This is a genomic window from Mucilaginibacter sp. (assembly GCF_025359345.1).
Classification (GTDB): domain Bacteria; phylum Bacteroidota; class Bacteroidia; order Sphingobacteriales; family Sphingobacteriaceae; genus Mucilaginibacter.
The window spans coordinates 70,604-90,005 of record NZ_JANYGQ010000011.1 but is presented as its reverse complement, the minus strand read 5'-3'; the positions used below and the strand labels follow the sequence as shown (position 1 = coordinate 90,005).

The following is a 19,402-nucleotide window of genomic DNA, read 5'->3' as shown; positions in this document are numbered from 1 at the left end:
AAGAAAATCTAAAGGACTTGGAAAAGGACTAATACGAAGCATAGGTCATTAACCTGGGCCTTGACTTGGTTCACCTTATTCTTTGTCAACAAGATAGTTTCGATAATAATCACTAAGCAAAGCTAAAGGGCCTTGACATTTTACCCTGCTCGCGCTTTTGGTTGCTTAAGTGGTAAATATGGGGTGGTGTGTTCAAAAACTTAACCCACAAACGGCATTGGCAACAAGTTATTCGACTAAAAAAACGTATTATTTCTTTTTTTAGGCCGGTTGTGGCGAAGAAAACATGATAAAAATAGAGGAAAGTGTTGGACTTATGTTGGACTAAAACAAATCAGGCTTTCAGAAGCTACTCTAAAAGCCTGATAATCAGGTGGAGAATATCGGAGTCGAACCGATGACCTCTTGCATGCCATGCAAGCGCTCTAGCCAGCTGAGCTAATCCCCCGTTTTGCGGAGGGCAAATATATTACATTAAGTATTAAAATAAAACATTTATTTAACTTAATGCGACGCAGCCGACCGGGCATCTATTGTAAACTCACCACTTCCAAATTAAGTTCCCATTTTTTGTCGTGCAGTTTCCAGATACGCAGGTACGAGCCGTTTGAAGTTTTATCGCCCTTTTTAACAATAGCTTGCCCGTAAACGTAACCAAGCTCGCCCGATTTGGCAATGCCGCTGCCTATGGGTGTGTAGGTAAAATCAGCCTTCTCTGCATCGGCAGCCTTGGTGGTTATATAAAGCTGGCCCGGGCGAAAAATTCTAACAGCGGTGTTGCTGTTTTGCTGATAGACGCTGCCTGCTGCGGCAATGAATTTTGATTCGGCGGCCAGTAACGCCTTGATGTTGGAATGGCCGGCTACGGCAAAAGTTGGGGTACCGTAAGCCGGTAATTCTTCAGCGCTGGGTTTCGCATGTGATATACCAAGGTCAATAGCCACTTTCCAGGAGCCATCGGCCTGCTTTTTCCATATAGTGATATAATTACCAAAGGCCCCGGCCTCCTTGTCGGCTTTGGTTTCCCGGTATTCCCAGGGACCTGTAGTAAAACCCAATTCGCCCGATGCCGCAATGTCGGCAAAGGCCGGGTACCAGCTTAGTTTCGAACTGTCGGGCTTTATGGTTGCCCAACGTTCTTTGCCATTAACTGGTTGGCCTTTTTTAAACACAAGGCCATCATCCGCTAAAAAATGCATAAAAGCCTGCTGGGTATTGTGTTCAACCGAATACTGCGCGAAAGCCTTCTCGGTAGCAACCAGGTTTTTAAAATCTGATTGTGCGAGTGTGCATACCGGCAGCGATATCAATACGAAGTAAAGACCCTTAATGGCGGCTTTTTTTAGTTGCATAATATTTAACTTTAAATATACAATATGATGTAAATTATTCAACAGTAAAATCCCCCGCGCAGGGGGATTTTAACCGTTGGCATTTTAACTAGTTTTGTTGGCCTGATGGGTGATAAAACCGCGTATTAGTTTCCGATCAACCAATAAAACACCCGATAAATGATAAAACAATTTACCGCGCTGTGCCTGTTATTGATTTGCGTCAGTCGCGCTGGCGCCCAGGCTACATACCCGGACAATAGTTTACCCGGAGACACCCCGCAAATATTTGCCCGCGGAATTTTGACCGACGGACTGGCCAACCGCGATTTTACAATCTCGCCCAAAGGCGACGAGATATTTTTCACTGTTCAGCATTTGAGGTTTGCAAGCTTTATCCTCAGAGTGGCAAAAGTAAACGAGGTTTGGGGCAAACCGGAAATGGCACCCTTTTCTGGCGTTTTTGCCGATCTGGAGGCTACTTTCTCTGCCGATGGCAATACGATATTTTTCGTTTCGAACCGGCCATTAAAAGGTGACCGGCCGAAAGATTACGACATTTGGAAAGTATCGCGCGGGGCCGATGGCAAATGGGGAGCGCCGGTTAACCTCGGGCCAACGGTTAATACGGACAAAAATGAATATTACCCCAGTATTGCAAAAAACGGCAATTTATATTTCACAGTTGAGGCCTCTTATGGTAAAGGCGGCGAGGATATTGTAGTGTGCAAAAAAACAGCCGATGGTTATGCCGCGCCCGAAAGCCTGCCCGAAACCATCAATTCAAAAACCGGCGAGTTTAACGCCTTTGTTGACCCGGATGAGCAATTTATAATATTCAGTGCCGAAAGCCGCCCGGGCCGGGTGGGTAGTGGTGACTTGTACATGAGTAAAAAAAATAATGCGGGCAATTGGCAACCCGCGCGACAGTTACCCGTACCTATAAATTCAACGGGACTCGACTATTGTCCTTATGTTACTGCGGATAAAAAGTATTTAATTTTTACCAGCAACCGCCTGCGTAAGGAATGGGATAGCGACAAAGCCGTTACTTATGATGAAATGAAAAATTTGATAACTGAACCTGGCAACGGGCTCGACGATATTTATTGGGTAAAATTTAACCCCGACTGGTAGGGGATTGAACGGAGATGAACATGCCCGGTGACGATGAAATAGTATTGAGGAAGTTTAAACGGCACGATTACCCGGCCATACATAAAATTTTCCAGGCAAATTGCCCATCGTATTTTGCGGAATCGCAAGGGCGCAACCTGTCTGACTTTTTAGACCGCAATGCCCAAAATTACTACGTAGTAGTAATAGGCGATGAGATAGTTGGTGGGGGCGGTTATAGTGTAAACTATCTGAAAACGGCTTTTATATCGTGGGTGATGTTTAAGCCGCAGTTTCAGAACAGGCAGCTTGGCACTTTAGTTTTGCGACAGGTTATCAAGAAAATAAGGGACGGAAAAAAGGCGGAAGTTATCGAAGCAATGGCGTCGCAGCATTCCACCGCGTTTTTTAATAAATTTAACTTTACCTTGCTCGACGTTAAGCCCGATTTTTGGGCCGACGGCCTGAATTTACACCGTTTCCTGTTGAAAGTTAAATTCAAAAAGTTTGAGCCACCCGTTAAGAAACAGGGTTTTAAAAAGAAGGGCTGGGAAATAAAAGGTAATAAAGGCGCTAATTAGCCAACTGACGGGTGATGTATCGTTTCCTTTTTCTAATTTTACAGCAACACAAACAGTTATGACGGCAACCATCGATATCAGCATTACAAAAACAAACCACTCGCGCCTGGCCGAAACGGATTTTAATAGCCTGCAGTTTGGCAGAACATTTTCCGACCATATGTTTATGGCTGATTATGCCGATGGCGAGTGGAAAAACTTCCAAATTTTGCCGTATGCCGAAATCAGCCTTAGTCCGGCATCATCGTCATTGCATTACGGGCAGGCATTTTTTGAGGGATTGAAGGCATTTAAACAGGCAGATGGCACGGTTGCTATTTTCAGGATGGATAAAAATGCGGAGCGGTTTAACAAATCGGCCGAACGCCTTTGCATGCCCGAACTACCTGAAGAAATATTTTCTCAGAGTATAGCCGCGCTGGTTGATATCGACCGAGACTGGGTGCCGGCAAAACCAAATCACTCGTTGTACATCAGGCCTTATATGTTTGCTACCGAGGCTTTCCTCGGTGTTACTCCATCCACAACCTACAAATACATTGTGTTAGCTTGTCCTGTCGGACCTTATTTTACAAAACCTTTACGCGTTAAAATAGAAACAAATTACACCCGCGCTGCCGAGGGCGGGTATGGTTATGTCAAAGCCGCCGGAAATTACGGAGGTGCTATGCTTCCCGCCCGTAAGGCCATGCAGGAAGGCTTTGACCAACTGATATGGACCGATGCCAAAGAGCATAAATATGTGGAAGAAATGGGCGCCGCGAACGCCATGTTTTTGCTCGACGGCAAGCTGATAACTCCGGCTACCGACAAAAACACCATTTTAAAAGGCGTTACGCGTGATACCATATTAACCCTTGCCCGTGATATGGGTTATGAAGTTGAAGAACGCCCTGTGGCTGTAGCCGAACTGATTGCCGGGGCCCAAAATGGAAAACTTACCGACGCATTTGGCGCCGGCACCGCCTTTACCATTGCACCGATAGCCTCGTTGTACTACAAAGACGAAGAGTATTTTTTAAGTGACCCTGAAACCCGGGAATTTTCGAAAAAGATGTTGAAAATGCTGAATGACATCAGGTATGGCCTGGCGCCCGACACCCATAAGTGGAATTATATTGTATAGCTGCAATTACATTTACCGATAAATAATTGAGCCCCATTTTAACTATGGGGCTTTTTTTGCCGGTTAACAGCGGGATGCATTGATCGTGTAATATTCTCCATGCAGGTGATCTTTACACCGGCAAAGCGTTCCATTTTCTCACGTGGAACACCCGGAACGCTGTGAAACATTCTGATTATCAGCGTTTTTGTTTTCTTGCTAAATGTTCCATTTTTGTAAGTGGAACGCTTGCAGACCGGTGATGCTTTCGTATTCGAAGATCGGCCGGGTGCGATAGCAGACCGGCTAAACAGGCAAAATTCGGACAAGATGGAGCTAATTCAGCCAATAGCTCATTACGATTTTCTTAAAAACCGGACTGATCCACATCCAAAAAATATCAATATTATAAAATTCAAGCATTACTCCTTGTATTTTATAAATGAATAGCCACATCGGGTAAACAAATAATAAAAATTATTTTTTTAAACAGATTATAGGTGGCAGGGTTCTATATTTAAACAATTGTTTGCTTAAATTGAGCCAATAAATTCCTCCTATGAGAGTTTTTCACCTAAGTGCCGAGTGTTACCCCGTTGCAAAAGTTGGCGGCCTTGCCGATGTTGTGGGCGCATTGCCCAAATATCAAAACCAGGCAGGCCACCAGGCTGCTGTGGTAATGCCTTATTACGACCGCAAATTTGTACAGGAAAACGAATTCGATACCGTTTTTGTTAGTTCGACCTTATTAGGCACGCGCCGTTTGTTTTTCGAGATACTAAAAGAGAAAACTGATAAACTCGGTTTCGAACTCTATTTAGTAAAAATCCCCGGACTTATTGACCGTACCGAAATTTACAGCTATCCTGATGAAACCGAGCAGTTCATTGCTTTCCAGATAGCATTTTTAGATTGGATAAGCTATTCGCAACAGTCGCCTGATTTGATTCATTGTCATGACCATCATTCGGGACTGGTGCCGTTCCTTTTGCAACATTCAAGATTATATACCCGGCTGGCCGCCACGCCAACCGTATTTACCATCCACAACGGGCAATATCATGGTGCTTTCGGCTGGGACAAGCTTTCCTACCTTCCCGAGATTGATTTATCAAAAACCGGGTTATTGGATTGGGCCGGAGCCATAAACCCTTTGGCCTGCGCGGTTAAATGCTGTTGGCGTTACACCACGGTTTCTCCCACATACCTGGAAGAGCTTACCATTAACTCAAACGGCCTGGAGTTTTTATTTTATCTCGAAAAGGGCAAAGGCACGGGCATTCTAAATGGCATCGATACTGCTGTATGGAACCCCAAAACTGACCCTATGCTCCCGGCAAAATTTACCATCAACACTTTCCCAAAAGGCAAGCAGGCAAATAAGGAAGTTTTATGCACCCGGTTTAACTTATCTACGGATAAACCACTGATAGCCTTTATTGGCCGCCTGGTTGTTGAAAAAGGCGCCGACCTGATTGCAACTTCCATGGAGGAAAGCTTTAACGAGCACCCCGGCCAGTTCAACTTCCTTGTTTTGGGCGCAGGCGATAAAGAGACCGAAATAGAATTGCTGCAATTGCGCGATTTTTACAGCGAGCAATGCAACGTGTTTATTGGCTACGATGAAGCCCTTGCCCATACCATCTACGCTGGCGCCGACTTTTTACTGATGCCATCGCGCGTTGAACCTTGTGGTTTAAACCAGCTATATTCGTTGCGTTACGGTACACTGCCAATGGTGCGCAATACCGGCGGGTTGCATGATACCGTAATTGATTTTGGCGATGAAGGCGGTTATGGCATCCGGTACAATCATGCAAGTGTCGAAGATATTTGCATGGCAGTTACACGTGCAATAACACTTTATAATAACGATAAACATTTCCAGGCCCTGCGCAAAGTGATAATGGCGCTCGATTTTTCGTGGGACCGCTCCGCAAAAGAATATATAACCTTATACGAAAGCTTAAATCCAACTATATGACCTCTAAAGTAATTTGCATTGTTCTTGGCGGAGGCCAGGGCAGCCGTTTGGCCCCGTTAACTACCACCCGCTCAAAGCCGGCGGTACCAATTGCTGGTAAATACCGTTTGGTGGATATCCCTATTTCAAACTGTCTTCATTCAGGCATCCACCGCATGTATGTGTTGACCCAGTTCAATTCGGCGTCGCTGAACAAGCATATAAAAAACACCTATCACTTCAGCAATTTCAGCGAGGCGTTTGTTGACATTTTGGCTGCGGAGCAAACCCCAACCAACGTAGGCTGGTACCAGGGTACTGCCGATGCGGTTAGGCAATGCCTTCATCACCTGGCTGTGCACGAGTTTGAGTATGTGCTGATCCTATCGGGCGACCAGTTGTACCAGATGGATTTTGGCGATATGATTGAAAAACACGTTGCTGCAAACGCCGAAATTTCAATAGCGAGCATCCCGGTACATGCCAATGATGTCCCCGGCTTTGGTATTTTGAAAGCCGACGACAACAACATGATAACCGCCTTTATCGAAAAGCCGAAATCGAACTTTGAGAGCTGGGCATCTGAGGTAAGTCCTCAAATGGAAGCCGAAGGCCGTGTTTACCTGGCCTCGATGGGTATTTACATCTTTAACAAAAAACTGTTATACGAATTGCTGGAAGGTAATGACCGTACAGACTTTGGCAAGGAGATTATCCCGCAATCAATTACCGACCACAGGGTGTTGAGCTACCAATATGAAGGTTACTGGACAGATATCGGTACCATACCGTCGTTTTTTGAAGCCAACATAGGCTTAACTGATGACATCCCTCAATTTAACCTGTTTGATAAACATCCTATTTATACCCGTGCACGCATGTTACCTCCGTCAAAAATGTCGGGTACACATGTCGACAAGGTAATTATTGCTGACGGATGTATCATCAACGCCAAACAGCTAACCAGGTCACTGATAGGTATCCGTACCCGCATTGGCTTTGAAACCGTTATTGAAAACTGCTACGTAATGGGTAACGATAATTACCAAACACTGGAGCAAATTACCGAATCGCACGAGAGCCAGACACCTATTATGGGTATTGGCGACAGGTGCCATATCCGCAACGCCATTATCGACAAAAACGCCTGCATCGGGGATGATGTACACATCAACGTGGGCGAACCGCTTGCCAATGGCGATTATGGTGCTTACGTAGTGCAGGATGGCATTGTGATAGTAAAAAAACGTGCGGTTATTGCAAATGGCACTGTGATTTAATTTAGTCCGGAAGTCGGGAAAGACCGAAAGACAACAATAGCAATAAAGCAAAAAGCCAGGGATAATTTTCCTGGCTTTTTGCTTTAAAAAAACTTGTCATTGACAAGCACTAGGAGGAATTTTATAACTCCACGCTTTCGCCAATTTTTGGCAGTTTAATATTGATGCCTGCTTTTACAAATTTTGCTTCCGCTTCGGCAGCATCAATTTTTATAACCGGGAAGGTATCATAATGCATACCGATAATATTTTTGCAATTGATAAAACCGGAGGCTTTTATAGCATCATCAATGCCCATGGTATAGTTATCGCCAATAGGCAGGTAGGCCCAATCCAGGTTTTCATCGGCCAACAGTTTCATGTCGTAAGTTAAGGCAGTATCGCCTGCGTAATAAACAACTTTTCCATCCAGATGCAATAGAAAGCCAGCCGGGTTACCCCCTGGCGAACCATCGGGTAATGTACTGGAGTGTACGGCATTTACCATTTTTACGCGGCCAAATTCAAAATTGAAGCCACCGCCAATGTTCATACCGTGAGCATTATTTATGCCATGTTTACCCAGCCAGTTCGCTATTTCGGCAATGCAGATTATTATAGCATCGCTACTTTTTTGTATGGCAAGTAAATCGGCCACGTGGTCGCCGTGCCCGTGCGAAACTAAAATATAATCGGGCTTCAAACTGTGAATGTCGATATCCTTTGCTTCGGGATTTGGGGTAATAAATGGGTCGAACAATAGTTTTTTCCCTCCTGCTTCAAGCATAAAGGTAGATTGCCCGTAAAATGTAGTTTTCATAGGGTAAATATTTTATTAATAAAGGTATAAATCAAAACGCTTAAAACAGACCGCCCAGGCCGCCAAACATATCTTTGGCCATGGCGCCCATTTCACTCTGGCTTACATTCTCCGCCTGCTCCATTGCCTTGTTTATGGCAATAACCAAAAGCTCTTCCAGTTGCTCTTTATCCGCGTCTTTTAAAAAATCGTCGTCAATTGCTACCGATTGGATAACTTTATTGGCATTGGCTGTTACCGTTATCTTCCCGCCCTCAGCAGTGCCGGTTACGGTTATCGCATCTAAGCGCTGTTTTACCTCGCCCGCCTTTTGCTGGGCCTGCATTAGTTTATCGAACATGGTGTTGTTGTTTTAATATTGTAACGTTGGTTTGGGCAAAAATAAGGCTAACATTTCAACATTCAAACATTACAACTTTCCAACAAAATTAGTCATCACTCGTATCCCCGTTCCCCTTATATGCGCTTTTGCGTACTATAGGCATGCCTGCGGCATTAAACAAGTCGTCAAGTTTTAACAGGCTGCCGTTTGAAAGGTTTGATAACAGTACAATAGTAATGTCATCTTTAATATCGCGCAAATAAATATGCCTGAAACCATGCCACCAGCCGGTGTGGTAAATAACCTGCTTACCCGGGGCTTCAAAAATACGCCAGCCATAACCATAGCTAAAATGACCATGGATCATAGGATTGCGCGGTACGTATGCCGAATCCATAGTGGCTTGTTTCAACAGCCTGCCGCTACGTAACGACCGGTCGAAAAGCCAAAGGTCGCCCACTGTGCTGTAAACGCCTTTATCGCCCAGCGGGCCATCCAGGAAGTTCTGCGCTACCGAGTAGCGCCATTGCCCCCTGTCGTGTCCCACCACATCAACCGGTATTTTATCGTATACCGCTTTTGAATAGGCGGCGGTATGCTCCATCCCCGATGGTTTGAAAATATGTGTCTTTACAAAATCAGCGTATGATTGGCCGGTCACTTTTTCAATTATGCTGCCAAGCACCATAAAGTTTGAATTGTTATACAAAAACCTGACGTTGGGTTTATTAAAAGGGCGTGGCTTATACTTTGCAATTAACGCCATTTCGTCGGCATTGCTAATACCCTTGCGTTGCAGGCGGTGTTCGGCGCGGTATAAGTCATCGGTAAAATATACATAGTTCATCATCCCCGAGCGGTGGGTGAGCAGCAGGCGGATGGTGACACCATCGTAGGGGAAGTCCGGGAAAAATTTCTTCACATCATCGTCCAGCTTTAGTTTTCCTTGCTCCCACAGCATCAGTATGGCTGTAGATGTAATGGTTTTGGTAACCGAGGCCAGTTCAAATTGGGAGTTTATTTTCAGGCTGTCGCGGTGCAGGTTATCGGCCCAGCCAATCGCTTTTTCGTATATTATTTTGCCATGTTTGGCCACCAGCACATTGCCGTTAAAAGCGCGTGTTTTATGCAAATTCTGCATCACAGCATCAATTTTTTTATCCCCATCCTTCGGGTTGTAGGCTAAAAACGCCTTCGTATCGAAAGGGGCTTGAGGGCCGGGTAACGGAGCTGTTTTTTGATCACTTTGTTTGGACGAGCACGATGTTAGGGAAGACAGGGAAAAAGCAAATATTATAATGGGTGTATATACTAATTTCATAAAGCAGATGTTCGCGTTTTAACGTGCAAAAGTCAGAAATTATACAGCAGTTATAAAGTAATGTTTTAAATATTTTTTCTTTTAGTTAATCGCACTTCCTAATTTTAGCAGATGAAATATATTAAATACCTAATAATATGCATTTTTATAACGGTTGCCTCTGGTGAAACATCCGCGCAAAATACCGATGACGCCCGGGCACTGGTTAAAGAAGGTGTAAAGCTGAACAATGAGAAAAAATATGGCGAAGCCATAGATAAATACCGGCAGGCCTTAAAAATTGATACCGGGAGTATGTTTACGAATTATCAACTGGCTTATTCGTTGTTTTTGTCGGATAAAGGGACGGATGGATTACCTTATCTTCAAAAGGTAATCATCGGCGATGAAAAATTAAGGGTAGCAGCTTACGACTTATCAGGCTTAATCTATTTTAAAAACAAGCAATACGCCGGGGCGGAGACAAAAGCCATCGATGCAATAAAGCTTGACCCAAAGCATGCCAGCACGCAACGTATGTATGCGCTGGTAAGCTTTCATCAAAATAAACGCGCCCAGGCATTGCTGGGTTTCTGCAGCTTTATTTTGCTGGAGCCAAACACCGCCCGCAGTGCCGAGGCTTATGGCAATATCCAGCATATTTTACAAGGTGGCAATTTAAAACCTGAACCCGGCGAAATGGCGCCGCATGCCATTGATGCGAACACCAATGCCCTTAACCAGTCAATAACCCAGGCGGTTGCCGATTTTAGCAAACGCAGATACTCATCTGCGGGCGATTTACTGGCTGCAGAATTAAAAGCAATATTTATTAATGTAGGTCAGCTGGCTGAAAAGCAAACCGGAAACGATTTTTTCAGGAAGTATATGGCGGCTTATTTTTACCAGTTGGCACAGTCGCCAAATATGCCGGCCTTTGCACGGTTGGTAACTCAAAGTACACCTGAAAGCGTAAAATGGATAAAGGACAACCCTCAACCAATGGCAGATTTGGAAACTTGGGTTAAGGCCGCGGAAAGGGGGTTTTAGATCCCTTTAATAATAAATTGATTTGCCGTTTTAATTTACATAACTTAGTATCAGCAATCTAATATCGGTTAAATAAATATGGTATTACACAACAGCCCAACAACAAAACGCAGGCTTTTCAAACAATTTGAATTTCCCGACCTGATACCATATTCTATTGCATTGCTGTTTTTTTCGGGATGCATTTACTTGTTGACGCACCTGCCGCATATTGGATTTTAACAAAACTATAGCACCTAAGCCTTTCTTAATTTATGAAAAAGATAATCTTTTTGTTCTTAATAGCCTCGTCAATGGCAGCTAATGCACAGGTGGCGACAGAAACCATTACCGGGACAACAACCCGCACAACTGCGGCCGGCACAACTACCACAGTTATTAAAAGAGCTGCAAATATCGATTCGAATACGGTTGTTAAAGATTCTATCGGTACCAGGTATGCCTATAATGATTGGCATAAATTAATACTTACCGGCCAATACAACCTCATAAGCAACAATAAACTAACCGACAGCGCAACGGAGTTTACACTGGTGAAGAGAAGCGCCGCAGACATAGCCAGGGTGAAAATGATGATGCCGCCACCAGACGAAACCGGCGTAATAAAAACCAACGAACCCTTGGAACTTTTTAAGGCAAAGGATATAGAGGGTTATAAGCTCGATCCAAAAAGTTTAGAAGGCAAAATAGTGGTTTTAAACTTTTGGTTTATAAACTGCCCGCCTTGCCGCCAGGAAATTCCCGAGCTGAATAAGATTGCTGCGACATACGCCGGCAATCCGGATATTGTTTTTATCGCGGTAGCAACAGATGAGAAAGATAAGTTAAAAGAATTTTTAAAGGAGAACCCGTTTGCCTACCACATTGTTAGTGATGGTCGCGAACTTGCAACTAAATATGGTATAAAAGGGTATCCAACTAATGTTATTATCGGGAAAGATGGTAAAGTGAAATTGCATTCGATGGGATACGGGCCTTATACATTGGATGGATTTGCAAAGGCTATTGACAGCGCAAAATGAAAAAACACCTGCTTATTTTAATTGGATTTTTTATAGCGGCAAACTGTTGTGCCCAAATAGAAATTACAAAACCTATTGAAGAGTACTCCTTTAATAAAACAACGATTGTATATGACGAAGCCGGGCACAAAAGCACGTATGCAAAATGGAGCAAACTTTTAGCCGGCGGCAATTACAGGTTAAAGCCGATTCATCACGACAGCGATAGCACCGGTTTCATTTTAACAAAAAGAGACGAAGCCGCAGAAGATAAGTACAGCGCCACCCTGCCAAAACCGGTTGAAACCAAATTTTTCAAAACCGGGGAGGCCTTCAAATTCAGAAAATACGTTGATGTAAATGGCATAACCCTGACGCCGGAAGATTTAAAAGAGAAAATTGTAGTATTTAATTTCTGGTTTATAGCTTGCCCGCCCTGCCGTTATGAAATGCCGGAGCTGAATCGGCTGGCAGCAAAATATAAAGACAATAAAGATGTGTTATTTATTGCCATTACTTTTGATAAGAAAAGCGATGTAGACCGGTTTTTAAAGGTCTCTCCGTTTAAATACCATATTGTTGCCGACTCAATGCCCTTGTTTTATTATTATAGTGTTGATGAATGCCCTGCCAGCCTGGTTGTCGACAAAAGCGGGACAATAAAATTCAATAGCCAGGGCTATGGCGAAGGCAACGTGCCTTACTGGATCAAGAAAACTATTGAAGAATCGAAAAAATAAGAAAAATAAACCAATCGTATCAAACGTAGGGGTTCAAAATTTTGAACCCCTACCATGCAATGCGGGTATTTTTTTATCGCCGATAGAATTTATCATTTTCCCACACCTCGGGGTTGTTTATAATATATTCTGAAATCCGCAAATATGATTGTTCAGACCGGATGATATGTTCGTGATAATTGCGTTGCCAAACATGGTAAATATCTGTGTTGTCCCGAAAAAATTTCGTCACACCAATTTTATATCCCCGAACAATTGACCCGATTGAACGGGGTATTATATGTTGAAATTGATTTTGCGGTGATGGTGTTGGCGGTGATGGTGCCGGTGGTAGGGGTTCAAAATTTTGAACCCAAAATTTTGAACCCCTACCCGCCGTGCAATCGTAAATTTACGATGCAAAATTAATTTGAGAAGAAAAATCAACCAATCATGATACCCTCCGCAATTATATCCAAAGTTTAGTCCTTTTGTAATACCCTGCGCGATGATGGTGTAAGCAATTGCGATTATCTGGATAATCAGCATGTTCCATAGTAGGGGTTCAAAATTTTGAACCCCTACTATGGGTTGCCGCCGGGGAATGCCCGGGCCATAAAAAAAGGCGAAACGTGTTTGTCCACATTTCGCCTTTTATATTTTAGAGCCCTACGTTAGCTTACACAGAAAACGATGTTCCGCAGCCACACGTGCTTGCAGCGTTAGGGTTATTAAAGGTAAACCCGCGCGCATTTAGTCCGTCCTGGAAATCAATTTGCATACCAACGAGGTACAACCCATGAGCCTTATGCATAAATACCTTTATGCCGTCAATAATATATTCCTGGTCGCCTTCTTTTTTCTGGTCGAAACCTAAAATGTAGTTCATACCAGAACAGCCGCCACCTTCAACACCCACACGCAAGCCAAAATCGTCACCGATTTCTTGCTGGCTCTTCAATTTATTCAACTCTTTTACCGCGCCTGTGGTAAAGGTTACCGGGCCGGTTGCAGTTTCAACAGCAGTACTCATCTTATTTTCAATTAACTATACAAATATAAGGTAAAATGCGGATTTTTGCGCGAGCCAATATATTTATGACCCGCATTTAACATTCACTTGCATGAATCTTTTACCGTACTTTTTAGATATTTTAAAATACACCATTGCCGGCCTGGGTATTGTATGGATAGCCTTTTATTTAATAAAGCCGTATTTAGACCGTGACGAGAAAATACAGTTGCTCGAATTTAAAAAAACCATCAGCCAGCAAACCCTGCTATTGCGCCTGCAGGCCTATGAGCGCCTGGTATTATTTATTGAACGGGTAAACCCTGCCAATATGCTGGTACGCCTGAACGCCTCGGGATATTCGGCGCACGAGTTGTACAGTATTATAATAGAGGAAATCCGCAACGAATACCAGCATAACATTACCCAGCAAATTTATGTAAGCAGCCGCGCCTGGGGCGTAGTAAAACATGTACGGGAAAATACACTTGGCATTATTAATAATGCAGCCAAAGGCATGCCCGAAGCTGCGACCGGTCTTGAGTTGGCCAAAATGATACTGGCAATCATTGCCGAACTGGAAGACAATCCATACGAAGTTGGCGCCAGTATGCTGAGGAAAGATGTTGAGGAGATATTTTGAGGTTAGTTGATTGGTGATTAGAGATTAGGAAAAAAGGCCAAGCATATATATTATATATGAGCGAAAAGAAGTTTACCACTACATCGAACATTGAAATAAAGGAAGTTTATACCGAGCCCTCGGAGATGAATGAGCTTCCGGGCGAGTTTCCGTTTACCCGCGGGATACAAAAGGACATGTATCGTGGGCGGCCGTGGACCATGCGCCAGTACGCAGGTTTTTCAACAGCCGAAGAATCAAACAAACGCTATCACTATTTGCTTGGCCAGGGTACCATGGGGCTTTCGGTGGCTTTCGATCTGCCTACGCAAATTGGTTACGACTCGGATCATGAACTTGCCGAAGGTGAGGTTGGCAAAGTGGGTGTTGCTATAGATTCATTAAAAGACATTGAAATACTTTTTGATGGCATCGAGCTGAAGAATATTACCACCTCAATGACGATCAATGCTACCGCACCTATATTATTGGCGATGTACATTGCGTTAGCAAAAAAACAGGGAGCCGACTTAAAACAAATTTCGGGAACTATACAAAATGATATATTAAAGGAGTACGCCGCACGCGGCACCTATATATACCCCCCCGAAGCATCCATGCGGCTGATAACCGACGTGTTTGAGTATTGCAGCAAGGAAGTGCCCAAATGGAACACAATATCCATATCAGGCTACCATATTCGCGAAGCTGGTTCAACCGCGGTACAGGAGCTGGCATTTACATTGGCCAATGGTAAGACATATTTAAAAGCCGCTTTACAAAAGGGGCTTGATATTAATGTTTTTGCAAAACGATTGTCGTTCTTTTTCAACTGCCACAACAACTTTTTCGAGGAGATTGCCAAGTTCAGGGCCGCAAGGCGCATGTGGGCGCATATTACAAAGGAGTTGGGCGCTACAGACGCCGGCGCACAAAAACTGCGCTTCCATACCCAAACCGGGGGTTCAACATTAACCGCACAACAGCCCATGAATAATATTGTGCGGGTTACCAACCAGGCGCTGGCGGCCGTATTAGGCGGCACACAGTCATTACATACCAACGGGTACGACGAGGCCATTTCACTTCCAACCGAAGCCGCTGCAAAAATAGCGCTGCGTACACAGCAAATAATAGCCTTTGAAAGCGGCGCCACCGATACGGTAGACCCCCTGGCAGGTTCCTATTTTATAGAAGCACTAACAGACGACATCGAAAAAGCGGCGCAGGTTTATATTGATAAAATTGATATCATGGGGGGCTCGGTAAAAGCTATTGAGCAGGATTATATCCAGCAGGAAATTGCCCGCTCGGCATACGAATATCAAACCGAAATTGAAAGCGGTGAAAGGGTATTGGTGGGTGTTAATAAATTTACCGAAGCCGAGGCCCCGGCGATCAATGTTTTCAGGGTGGACGATTCTATTCGCAAAATGCAGAGTGAAAAAATTTCCTCACTTAAAAATTCCAGGGATAATAATGCTGTTAATAACTGCCTGCAAAAGCTTGGTGACGCAGCCAATGGAACCGCCAATTTAATGCCCTTTATTTTAGACGCTGTTGAAAACTATGCCACACTTGGGGAAATCTCTGACACGTTGCGCCACGTTTTTGGCGAGTACTGACAGCTAAAAACTGCCAAAATATCTTCATGGCAGAATGTTATCCACACTAAGTTTTTTTTATTCACACCATTATCAGCCAGTTAAACAAATCTTAAAACTTTAGAGAATAAAAATGGTTATAATGGCTTAGAAATTGATGACTGCCAAGCCCCTGCGCGAAGCAGGAAAGGGACGGCAAGGAACAGGGCTGGAGAAATAATTAAAAAAGTATTGGAATAATTAAACGGCACGATATTGCCTGCGTTTTCAACCACGAAGTATAACATTTTATATTTAATTTATACTACAAAGCGCGTTAATATTTGTTAAATTTATTTTGCTAAAAAAGTAAAATTTAATTTTTTAATCCACCTTTTTTTTGAATATTCGGTGTTCCGTAGCAGTTCCAAAAGATGTTTCGCTGGGGGTTGGAAATCAACATTTTAATAAAATTTACGAATGGAAAAAACTTGTACTAACGTTTGGAATAGCTGCCTGCAAATAATCAAAGACAACATACCGGCACAAAGCTTTAAAACCTGGTTTGAGCCAATAAAAGCTTTGAGGATGGAAGGGAGCGTTTTAACGATACAAGTTCCAAGTTTGTTTTTTTACGAATGGCTGGAAGAACACTACGTTAGCCTGCTGCGCAAAACAATAAAAAAACAATTAGGCGACGATGGACGTTTGGAGTACAATATAGTAGTAGAACAATCATCATCCAGCAAGCCATACACCACAAATTTACCATCAAACGGGAATGGCGCTGAATCAAAAAATCAGTCTATGCCGATACCTATTTCGATAAATAAGGACATAAAAAACCCTTTTGTTATCCCGGGCTTGAAAAAGCTTAATGTTGATCCGCAGCTTAACCGCAACTACACTTTCAACAATTTTGTTGAAGGCGATTGCAACAGGCTGGCGCGTTCGGCAGGGTACGCGGTAGCGGCCAAACCGGGCGGCACTTCATTTAACCCACTGATGATATACGGCGGTGTTGGTTTGGGTAAAACCCACCTGGCACAGGCCATTGGCAACGAAATTAAAAACTCGCTGCCTGATAAGCTGGTGCTTTACGTATCATGCGAAAAATTCACCCAGCAATTTGTTGACGCCCTGAAGCATAACAACATTAACGACTTCGTAAATTTTTACCAGGCCATTGACGTGCTGATAATGGACGATGTGCACAACTTTGCCGGCAAAGAAAAAACCCAGGATTTCTTCTTCCATATCTTTAACCACCTGCATCAATCGGGCAAGCAAGTTATCATTACATCCGATAAAGCGCCTAAGGATTTGGCCGGTTTAGAAGAACGCCTTTTATCAAGATTTAAATGGGGCCTTTCGGCTGATTTGCAAATCCCTGATTTGGAAACCCGCATGGCCATCCTCAAAAACAAGACCTATCAGGACGGCATCGAACTATCAAACGATGTTATTGAGTACGTTGCCCACAATATCGACAACAACGTACGTGAACTGGAAGGCGCGATGGTGTCCCTGCTGGCACAATCAACCCTTAACCGTAAGGAAATTGATTTGAACCTGGCTAAACAAATGTTGAAAAACTTTGTGAAGAACTCATCGAAAGAGATTTCGATGGAATATATCCAGAACCTGGTTTGCGAGTATTTTGAAGTGCCAATAGAAATGGTAAAATCACAAACCCGCAAACGCGAAATTGTACAGGCCCGCCAAATATCGATGTATTTAGCCAAGGCTCACACCAAAAGCTCATTAAAATCAATCGGCCACTTCTTTGGCGGCCGCGACCACTCTACAGTTATTTATGCCTGCCAAACGGTTGAGGACTTGATTGATACAGATAAGAAATTCAAAGGCTACGTAGCCGATATTCAGAAGAAACTTAAAATGTCCTAACTGATCTTATAATAATGATTTGGAGCCTCGCAGTAAATGCGGGGCTTTTTTATTTCATTTCCACATAGAAAGATTACCTTTAATAGCATAATAACCACCCTCATATTCATGCATATTAAGTTAAACACCTGGCAAACATTTGCACTTTTTTTACCCTTTATCGCCGGCTTTGCTTTATTAAATATTCCAAACTCGGCTAAAGATAGTTTTCAAACAAATTTTGCAGTGGCAAACTTCCTGTCGGTACTGGGGTTGGCCACAATAATTTCTTATCAGGCTTTGCTTGCTTTGGGCTTTACCAGGCGGTGTGGTATTAAATCCATTTTATTTAAATGGAATGCGCTGATATCCCTGTCGTTTTTCGTGCTGTACTTGCTGTATGTTATCTTTTTCACCTTCATCAGTCCCGAATATTATCATCATAGAAACAATACGGGGCCCATGCCTAAAGCCGCCTTCAGGACGTCGGGTTGGGTTATCTTATTCTTTCTTGTCCACGCATTTATTACGTTCTATTTTATAAATAACCAGTTTGTTGCAAAGAAAATTGATGGCCTTACTAATGCTGATGAGCAAGACCAATTAAAGGATGATTTCTTACTACCGATGAAAAGGCTGACCAAGGCTTCTGTGTGGTTAATCGCGGCATTTGTATTTTTGACAACCGTTATGGATATAATTAAATTCAAGAATGGGCACTAGTTACTGGGTGTTGATGAATACATGTTTCACTAAAATCACTATGTCCGGAAATCTTATTTTTATCGCATGAAAAGTTTAATCCGAAAAGCCTTGTTGCTAACGCTGACTGTATTGCTTGGAAAAGCAACACTCGCACAACAAAAACAATTTATCAATCCCGATTCACTACCGCCGCTGTCAAAAAACTATTCCCAAGCCGTAAAAGTAAGCGGTGGCAATACTATTTATATTGCCGGTCAGGCTTCGGTTAACGGTAAAAAGGAAATAATAGGCCGGGGCGATTTTAAAACACAAGTGATAACAACCCTTGCAAATTTGCGCACAGTATTAAGCGCCTCAAAAGCCACACCTGCCGACCTTGTAAAAATTAATATTTATGTTGTAGATTTAAGTGCCGATAAATTGCTGATACTCCGTGACGAACTAAAAAACTTTGTGACTGACAATCCGCCGGTATCGACGCTTATTGGCGTGCAGGCATTGTTTAATAAAGATGCCATGATAGAAATAGACGGCATTGCCGTAACTAAATAAATTTGAATATGAAAAGAATCTTATTATTAATCATCGTGGTTGCCGTTTCAGGCTCAGCATTCGCCCAACAGTCGGCTACCGATGGCATTAAACAATCTATCAACACCATGTTTGATGCGATGCGCAAAGGCGACAGCACCCTGTTAAAATCAGTTTTTGCAAAAGAAATGGTGCTGCAAAGCATATCAACCAATAAAGAAGGCAAAGCAGTAATATCTACCGACAGTGCCAATGATTTCGCAAAGGCAATCGGCACCCCGCACACTTCCGTGTACGACGAGCGCATTACTTACGGCGATATAAAAATAGATGGCGACCTGGCCAGCGTTTGGGCGCCCTACAAATTTTACCTTGGCGACAAATTCAGCCATTGCGGCGTAGACGTTTTCTCGCTGATGAAGACCGCATCAAGCTGGAAGATAATTTACATTGTAGATACCAGGCGCAAGGATAATTGCATTGACTAAGCGGCAA

At 43.3% G+C, this 19,402-nt stretch carries 19 protein-coding genes and 1 tRNA gene; 14 read left to right on the top strand and 6 right to left on the bottom strand.

The window, feature by feature from the left end; all coding sequences use genetic code 11:
• Nucleotides 1–374 precede the first annotated feature (374 nt).
• Nucleotides 375–448 (bottom strand) — tRNA-Ala (locus Q0R52_RS06265).
• An 82-nt stretch (nucleotides 449–530) separates the two neighbouring features.
• Nucleotides 531–1,352: a DUF4440 domain-containing protein gene (locus Q0R52_RS06260; protein ID WP_295793159.1), complete on the bottom strand. Its 822-nt coding sequence runs from the start codon at nucleotides 1,350–1,352 to the stop codon at nucleotides 531–533.
• A gap of 159 nt (nucleotides 1,353–1,511) precedes the next feature.
• Between Q0R52_RS06260 and Q0R52_RS06255 the strand changes: the two genes are divergently transcribed.
• From Q0R52_RS06255 to Q0R52_RS06235, 5 genes are all read left to right on the top strand, one after another.
• The gene (locus Q0R52_RS06255; RefSeq protein ID WP_295793157.1) at nucleotides 1,512–2,468 is read left to right on the top strand and encodes a hypothetical protein; all 957 of its coding nucleotides are present in this window, start codon (nucleotides 1,512–1,514) and stop codon (nucleotides 2,466–2,468) included.
• Between the two features lie 20 nt (nucleotides 2,469–2,488).
• Complete coding sequence (locus tag Q0R52_RS06250; protein WP_295793155.1) at nucleotides 2,489–3,028, top strand: GNAT family N-acetyltransferase; 540 nt, start codon at nucleotides 2,489–2,491, stop codon at nucleotides 3,026–3,028.
• Nucleotides 3,029–3,086: 58 nt separating this feature from the next.
• Nucleotides 3,087–4,154, top strand: coding sequence for a branched-chain amino acid aminotransferase (locus tag Q0R52_RS06245; protein WP_295793153.1), 1,068 nt, complete (start codon nucleotides 3,087–3,089; stop codon nucleotides 4,152–4,154).
• A gap of 538 nt (nucleotides 4,155–4,692) precedes the next feature.
• Nucleotides 4,693–6,117: a glycogen synthase gene (locus Q0R52_RS06240; protein ID WP_295793151.1), complete on the top strand. Its 1,425-nt coding sequence runs from the start codon at nucleotides 4,693–4,695 to the stop codon at nucleotides 6,115–6,117.
• Nucleotides 6,114–7,376, top strand: coding sequence for a glucose-1-phosphate adenylyltransferase (locus Q0R52_RS06235; RefSeq protein ID WP_295793148.1), 1,263 nt, complete (start codon nucleotides 6,114–6,116; stop codon nucleotides 7,374–7,376). The genes Q0R52_RS06240 and Q0R52_RS06235 overlap by 4 nt, the downstream gene beginning before the upstream one ends.
• A 121-nt stretch (nucleotides 7,377–7,497) precedes the next feature.
• Here the strand turns inward: Q0R52_RS06235 and Q0R52_RS06230 are convergent, their stop codons facing one another.
• From Q0R52_RS06230 to Q0R52_RS06220, 3 genes are all read right to left on the bottom strand, one after another.
• Complete coding sequence (locus tag Q0R52_RS06230; protein ID WP_295793146.1) at nucleotides 7,498–8,175, bottom strand: metal-dependent hydrolase; 678 nt, start codon at nucleotides 8,173–8,175, stop codon at nucleotides 7,498–7,500.
• A gap of 40 nt (nucleotides 8,176–8,215) precedes the next feature.
• Nucleotides 8,216–8,515, bottom strand: a complete 300-nt coding sequence (locus Q0R52_RS06225) for a YbaB/EbfC family nucleoid-associated protein (RefSeq protein WP_295793144.1) — start codon at nucleotides 8,513–8,515, stop codon at nucleotides 8,216–8,218.
• Between the two features lie 88 nt (nucleotides 8,516–8,603).
• Nucleotides 8,604–9,818, bottom strand: a complete 1,215-nt coding sequence (locus Q0R52_RS06220; protein ID WP_295793143.1) for a serine hydrolase domain-containing protein — start codon at nucleotides 9,816–9,818, stop codon at nucleotides 8,604–8,606.
• Between the two features lie 111 nt (nucleotides 9,819–9,929).
• On the opposite strand from Q0R52_RS06220, the gene Q0R52_RS06215 reads away from it, so the two are divergent.
• From Q0R52_RS06215 to Q0R52_RS06205, 3 genes are all read left to right on the top strand, one after another.
• Nucleotides 9,930–10,847 carry a hypothetical protein gene (locus Q0R52_RS06215; protein WP_295793141.1) on the top strand — a complete coding sequence of 306 codons (918 nt, stop codon included), beginning with the start codon at nucleotides 9,930–9,932 and terminating at the stop codon, nucleotides 10,845–10,847.
• Nucleotides 10,848–11,101: 254 nt separating this feature from the next.
• Nucleotides 11,102–11,869, top strand: coding sequence for a TlpA disulfide reductase family protein (locus tag Q0R52_RS06210; protein ID WP_295793139.1), 768 nt, complete (start codon nucleotides 11,102–11,104; stop codon nucleotides 11,867–11,869).
• Nucleotides 11,866–12,588: a TlpA disulfide reductase family protein gene (locus Q0R52_RS06205; RefSeq protein ID WP_295793137.1), complete on the top strand. Its 723-nt coding sequence runs from the start codon at nucleotides 11,866–11,868 to the stop codon at nucleotides 12,586–12,588. Before Q0R52_RS06210 ends, Q0R52_RS06205 begins: the two co-directional genes overlap by 4 nt.
• Before the next feature lie 658 nt (nucleotides 12,589–13,246).
• Here Q0R52_RS06205 and Q0R52_RS06200 read toward each other — a convergent pair.
• Complete coding sequence (locus Q0R52_RS06200) at nucleotides 13,247–13,600, bottom strand: iron-sulfur cluster assembly accessory protein (protein WP_252793384.1); 354 nt, start codon at nucleotides 13,598–13,600, stop codon at nucleotides 13,247–13,249.
• Between the two features lie 91 nt (nucleotides 13,601–13,691).
• Here Q0R52_RS06200 and Q0R52_RS06195 point away from each other — a divergent pair, with 91 nt between their 5' ends.
• From Q0R52_RS06195 to Q0R52_RS06170, 6 genes are all read left to right on the top strand, one after another.
• Nucleotides 13,692–14,222, top strand: coding sequence for a hypothetical protein (locus Q0R52_RS06195; RefSeq protein WP_295793134.1), 531 nt, complete (start codon nucleotides 13,692–13,694; stop codon nucleotides 14,220–14,222).
• Nucleotides 14,223–14,278: 56 nt separating this feature from the next.
• Nucleotides 14,279–15,826: a methylmalonyl-CoA mutase family protein gene (locus Q0R52_RS06190; protein ID WP_295793133.1), complete on the top strand. Its 1,548-nt coding sequence runs from the start codon at nucleotides 14,279–14,281 to the stop codon at nucleotides 15,824–15,826.
• Between the two features lie 438 nt (nucleotides 15,827–16,264).
• The gene (dnaA, locus tag Q0R52_RS06185; protein ID WP_252793381.1) at nucleotides 16,265–17,692 is read left to right on the top strand and encodes a chromosomal replication initiator protein DnaA; all 1,428 of its coding nucleotides are present in this window, start codon (nucleotides 16,265–16,267) and stop codon (nucleotides 17,690–17,692) included.
• Between the two features lie 108 nt (nucleotides 17,693–17,800).
• On the top strand, nucleotides 17,801–18,394 hold the full coding sequence (locus Q0R52_RS06180) for a hypothetical protein (RefSeq protein ID WP_295793130.1): 594 nt from the start codon (nucleotides 17,801–17,803) through the stop codon (nucleotides 18,392–18,394).
• 66 nt (nucleotides 18,395–18,460) lie between these two features.
• Nucleotides 18,461–18,928, top strand: a complete 468-nt coding sequence (locus Q0R52_RS06175) for a RidA family protein (RefSeq protein WP_295793128.1) — start codon at nucleotides 18,461–18,463, stop codon at nucleotides 18,926–18,928.
• 8 nt (nucleotides 18,929–18,936) lie between these two features.
• A complete protein-coding gene (locus tag Q0R52_RS06170) occupies nucleotides 18,937–19,395 on the top strand; it encodes a nuclear transport factor 2 family protein (protein WP_295793126.1) in 459 nt (152 codons plus the stop codon).
• Nucleotides 19,396–19,402: the final 7 nt, after the last annotated feature.

What these genes read in the sequence shown, in the direction of transcription:
- Q0R52_RS06225 (WP_295793144.1), bottom strand. Translation starts at nt 8,515, where the DNA reads ATGTTCGATAAACTAATGCAGGCCCAGCAAAAGGCGGGCGAGGTAAAA.
- Q0R52_RS06230 (WP_295793146.1), bottom strand. Translation starts at nt 8,175, where the DNA reads ATGAAAACTACATTTTACGGGCAATCTACCTTTATGCTTGAAGCAGGA.
- Q0R52_RS06180 (WP_295793130.1), top strand. Translation starts at nt 17,801, where the DNA reads ATGCATATTAAGTTAAACACCTGGCAAACATTTGCACTTTTTTTACCC.
- Q0R52_RS06170 (WP_295793126.1), top strand. Translation starts at nt 18,937, where the DNA reads ATGAAAAGAATCTTATTATTAATCATCGTGGTTGCCGTTTCAGGCTCA.
- Q0R52_RS06235 (WP_295793148.1), top strand. Translation starts at nt 6,114, where the DNA reads ATGACCTCTAAAGTAATTTGCATTGTTCTTGGCGGAGGCCAGGGCAGC.
- Q0R52_RS06255 (WP_295793157.1), top strand. Translation starts at nt 1,512, where the DNA reads ATGATAAAACAATTTACCGCGCTGTGCCTGTTATTGATTTGCGTCAGT.
- Q0R52_RS06200 (WP_252793384.1), bottom strand. Translation starts at nt 13,600, where the DNA reads ATGAGTACTGCTGTTGAAACTGCAACCGGCCCGGTAACCTTTACCACA.
- Q0R52_RS06260 (WP_295793159.1), bottom strand. Translation starts at nt 1,352, where the DNA reads ATGCAACTAAAAAAAGCCGCCATTAAGGGTCTTTACTTCGTATTGATA.
- Q0R52_RS06240 (WP_295793151.1), top strand. Translation starts at nt 4,693, where the DNA reads ATGAGAGTTTTTCACCTAAGTGCCGAGTGTTACCCCGTTGCAAAAGTT.
- Q0R52_RS06210 (WP_295793139.1), top strand. Translation starts at nt 11,102, where the DNA reads ATGAAAAAGATAATCTTTTTGTTCTTAATAGCCTCGTCAATGGCAGCT.
- Q0R52_RS06220 (WP_295793143.1), bottom strand. Translation starts at nt 9,818, where the DNA reads ATGAAATTAGTATATACACCCATTATAATATTTGCTTTTTCCCTGTCT.
- Q0R52_RS06215 (WP_295793141.1), top strand. Translation starts at nt 9,930, where the DNA reads ATGAAATATATTAAATACCTAATAATATGCATTTTTATAACGGTTGCC.
- Q0R52_RS06175 (WP_295793128.1), top strand. Translation starts at nt 18,461, where the DNA reads ATGAAAAGTTTAATCCGAAAAGCCTTGTTGCTAACGCTGACTGTATTG.
- Q0R52_RS06205 (WP_295793137.1), top strand. Translation starts at nt 11,866, where the DNA reads ATGAAAAAACACCTGCTTATTTTAATTGGATTTTTTATAGCGGCAAAC.
- Q0R52_RS06190 (WP_295793133.1), top strand. Translation starts at nt 14,279, where the DNA reads ATGAGCGAAAAGAAGTTTACCACTACATCGAACATTGAAATAAAGGAA.
- Q0R52_RS06250 (WP_295793155.1), top strand. Translation starts at nt 2,489, where the DNA reads ATGCCCGGTGACGATGAAATAGTATTGAGGAAGTTTAAACGGCACGAT.
- Q0R52_RS06195 (WP_295793134.1), top strand. Translation starts at nt 13,692, where the DNA reads ATGAATCTTTTACCGTACTTTTTAGATATTTTAAAATACACCATTGCC.
- dnaA (WP_252793381.1), top strand. Translation starts at nt 16,265, where the DNA reads ATGGAAAAAACTTGTACTAACGTTTGGAATAGCTGCCTGCAAATAATC.
- Q0R52_RS06245 (WP_295793153.1), top strand. Translation starts at nt 3,087, where the DNA reads ATGACGGCAACCATCGATATCAGCATTACAAAAACAAACCACTCGCGC.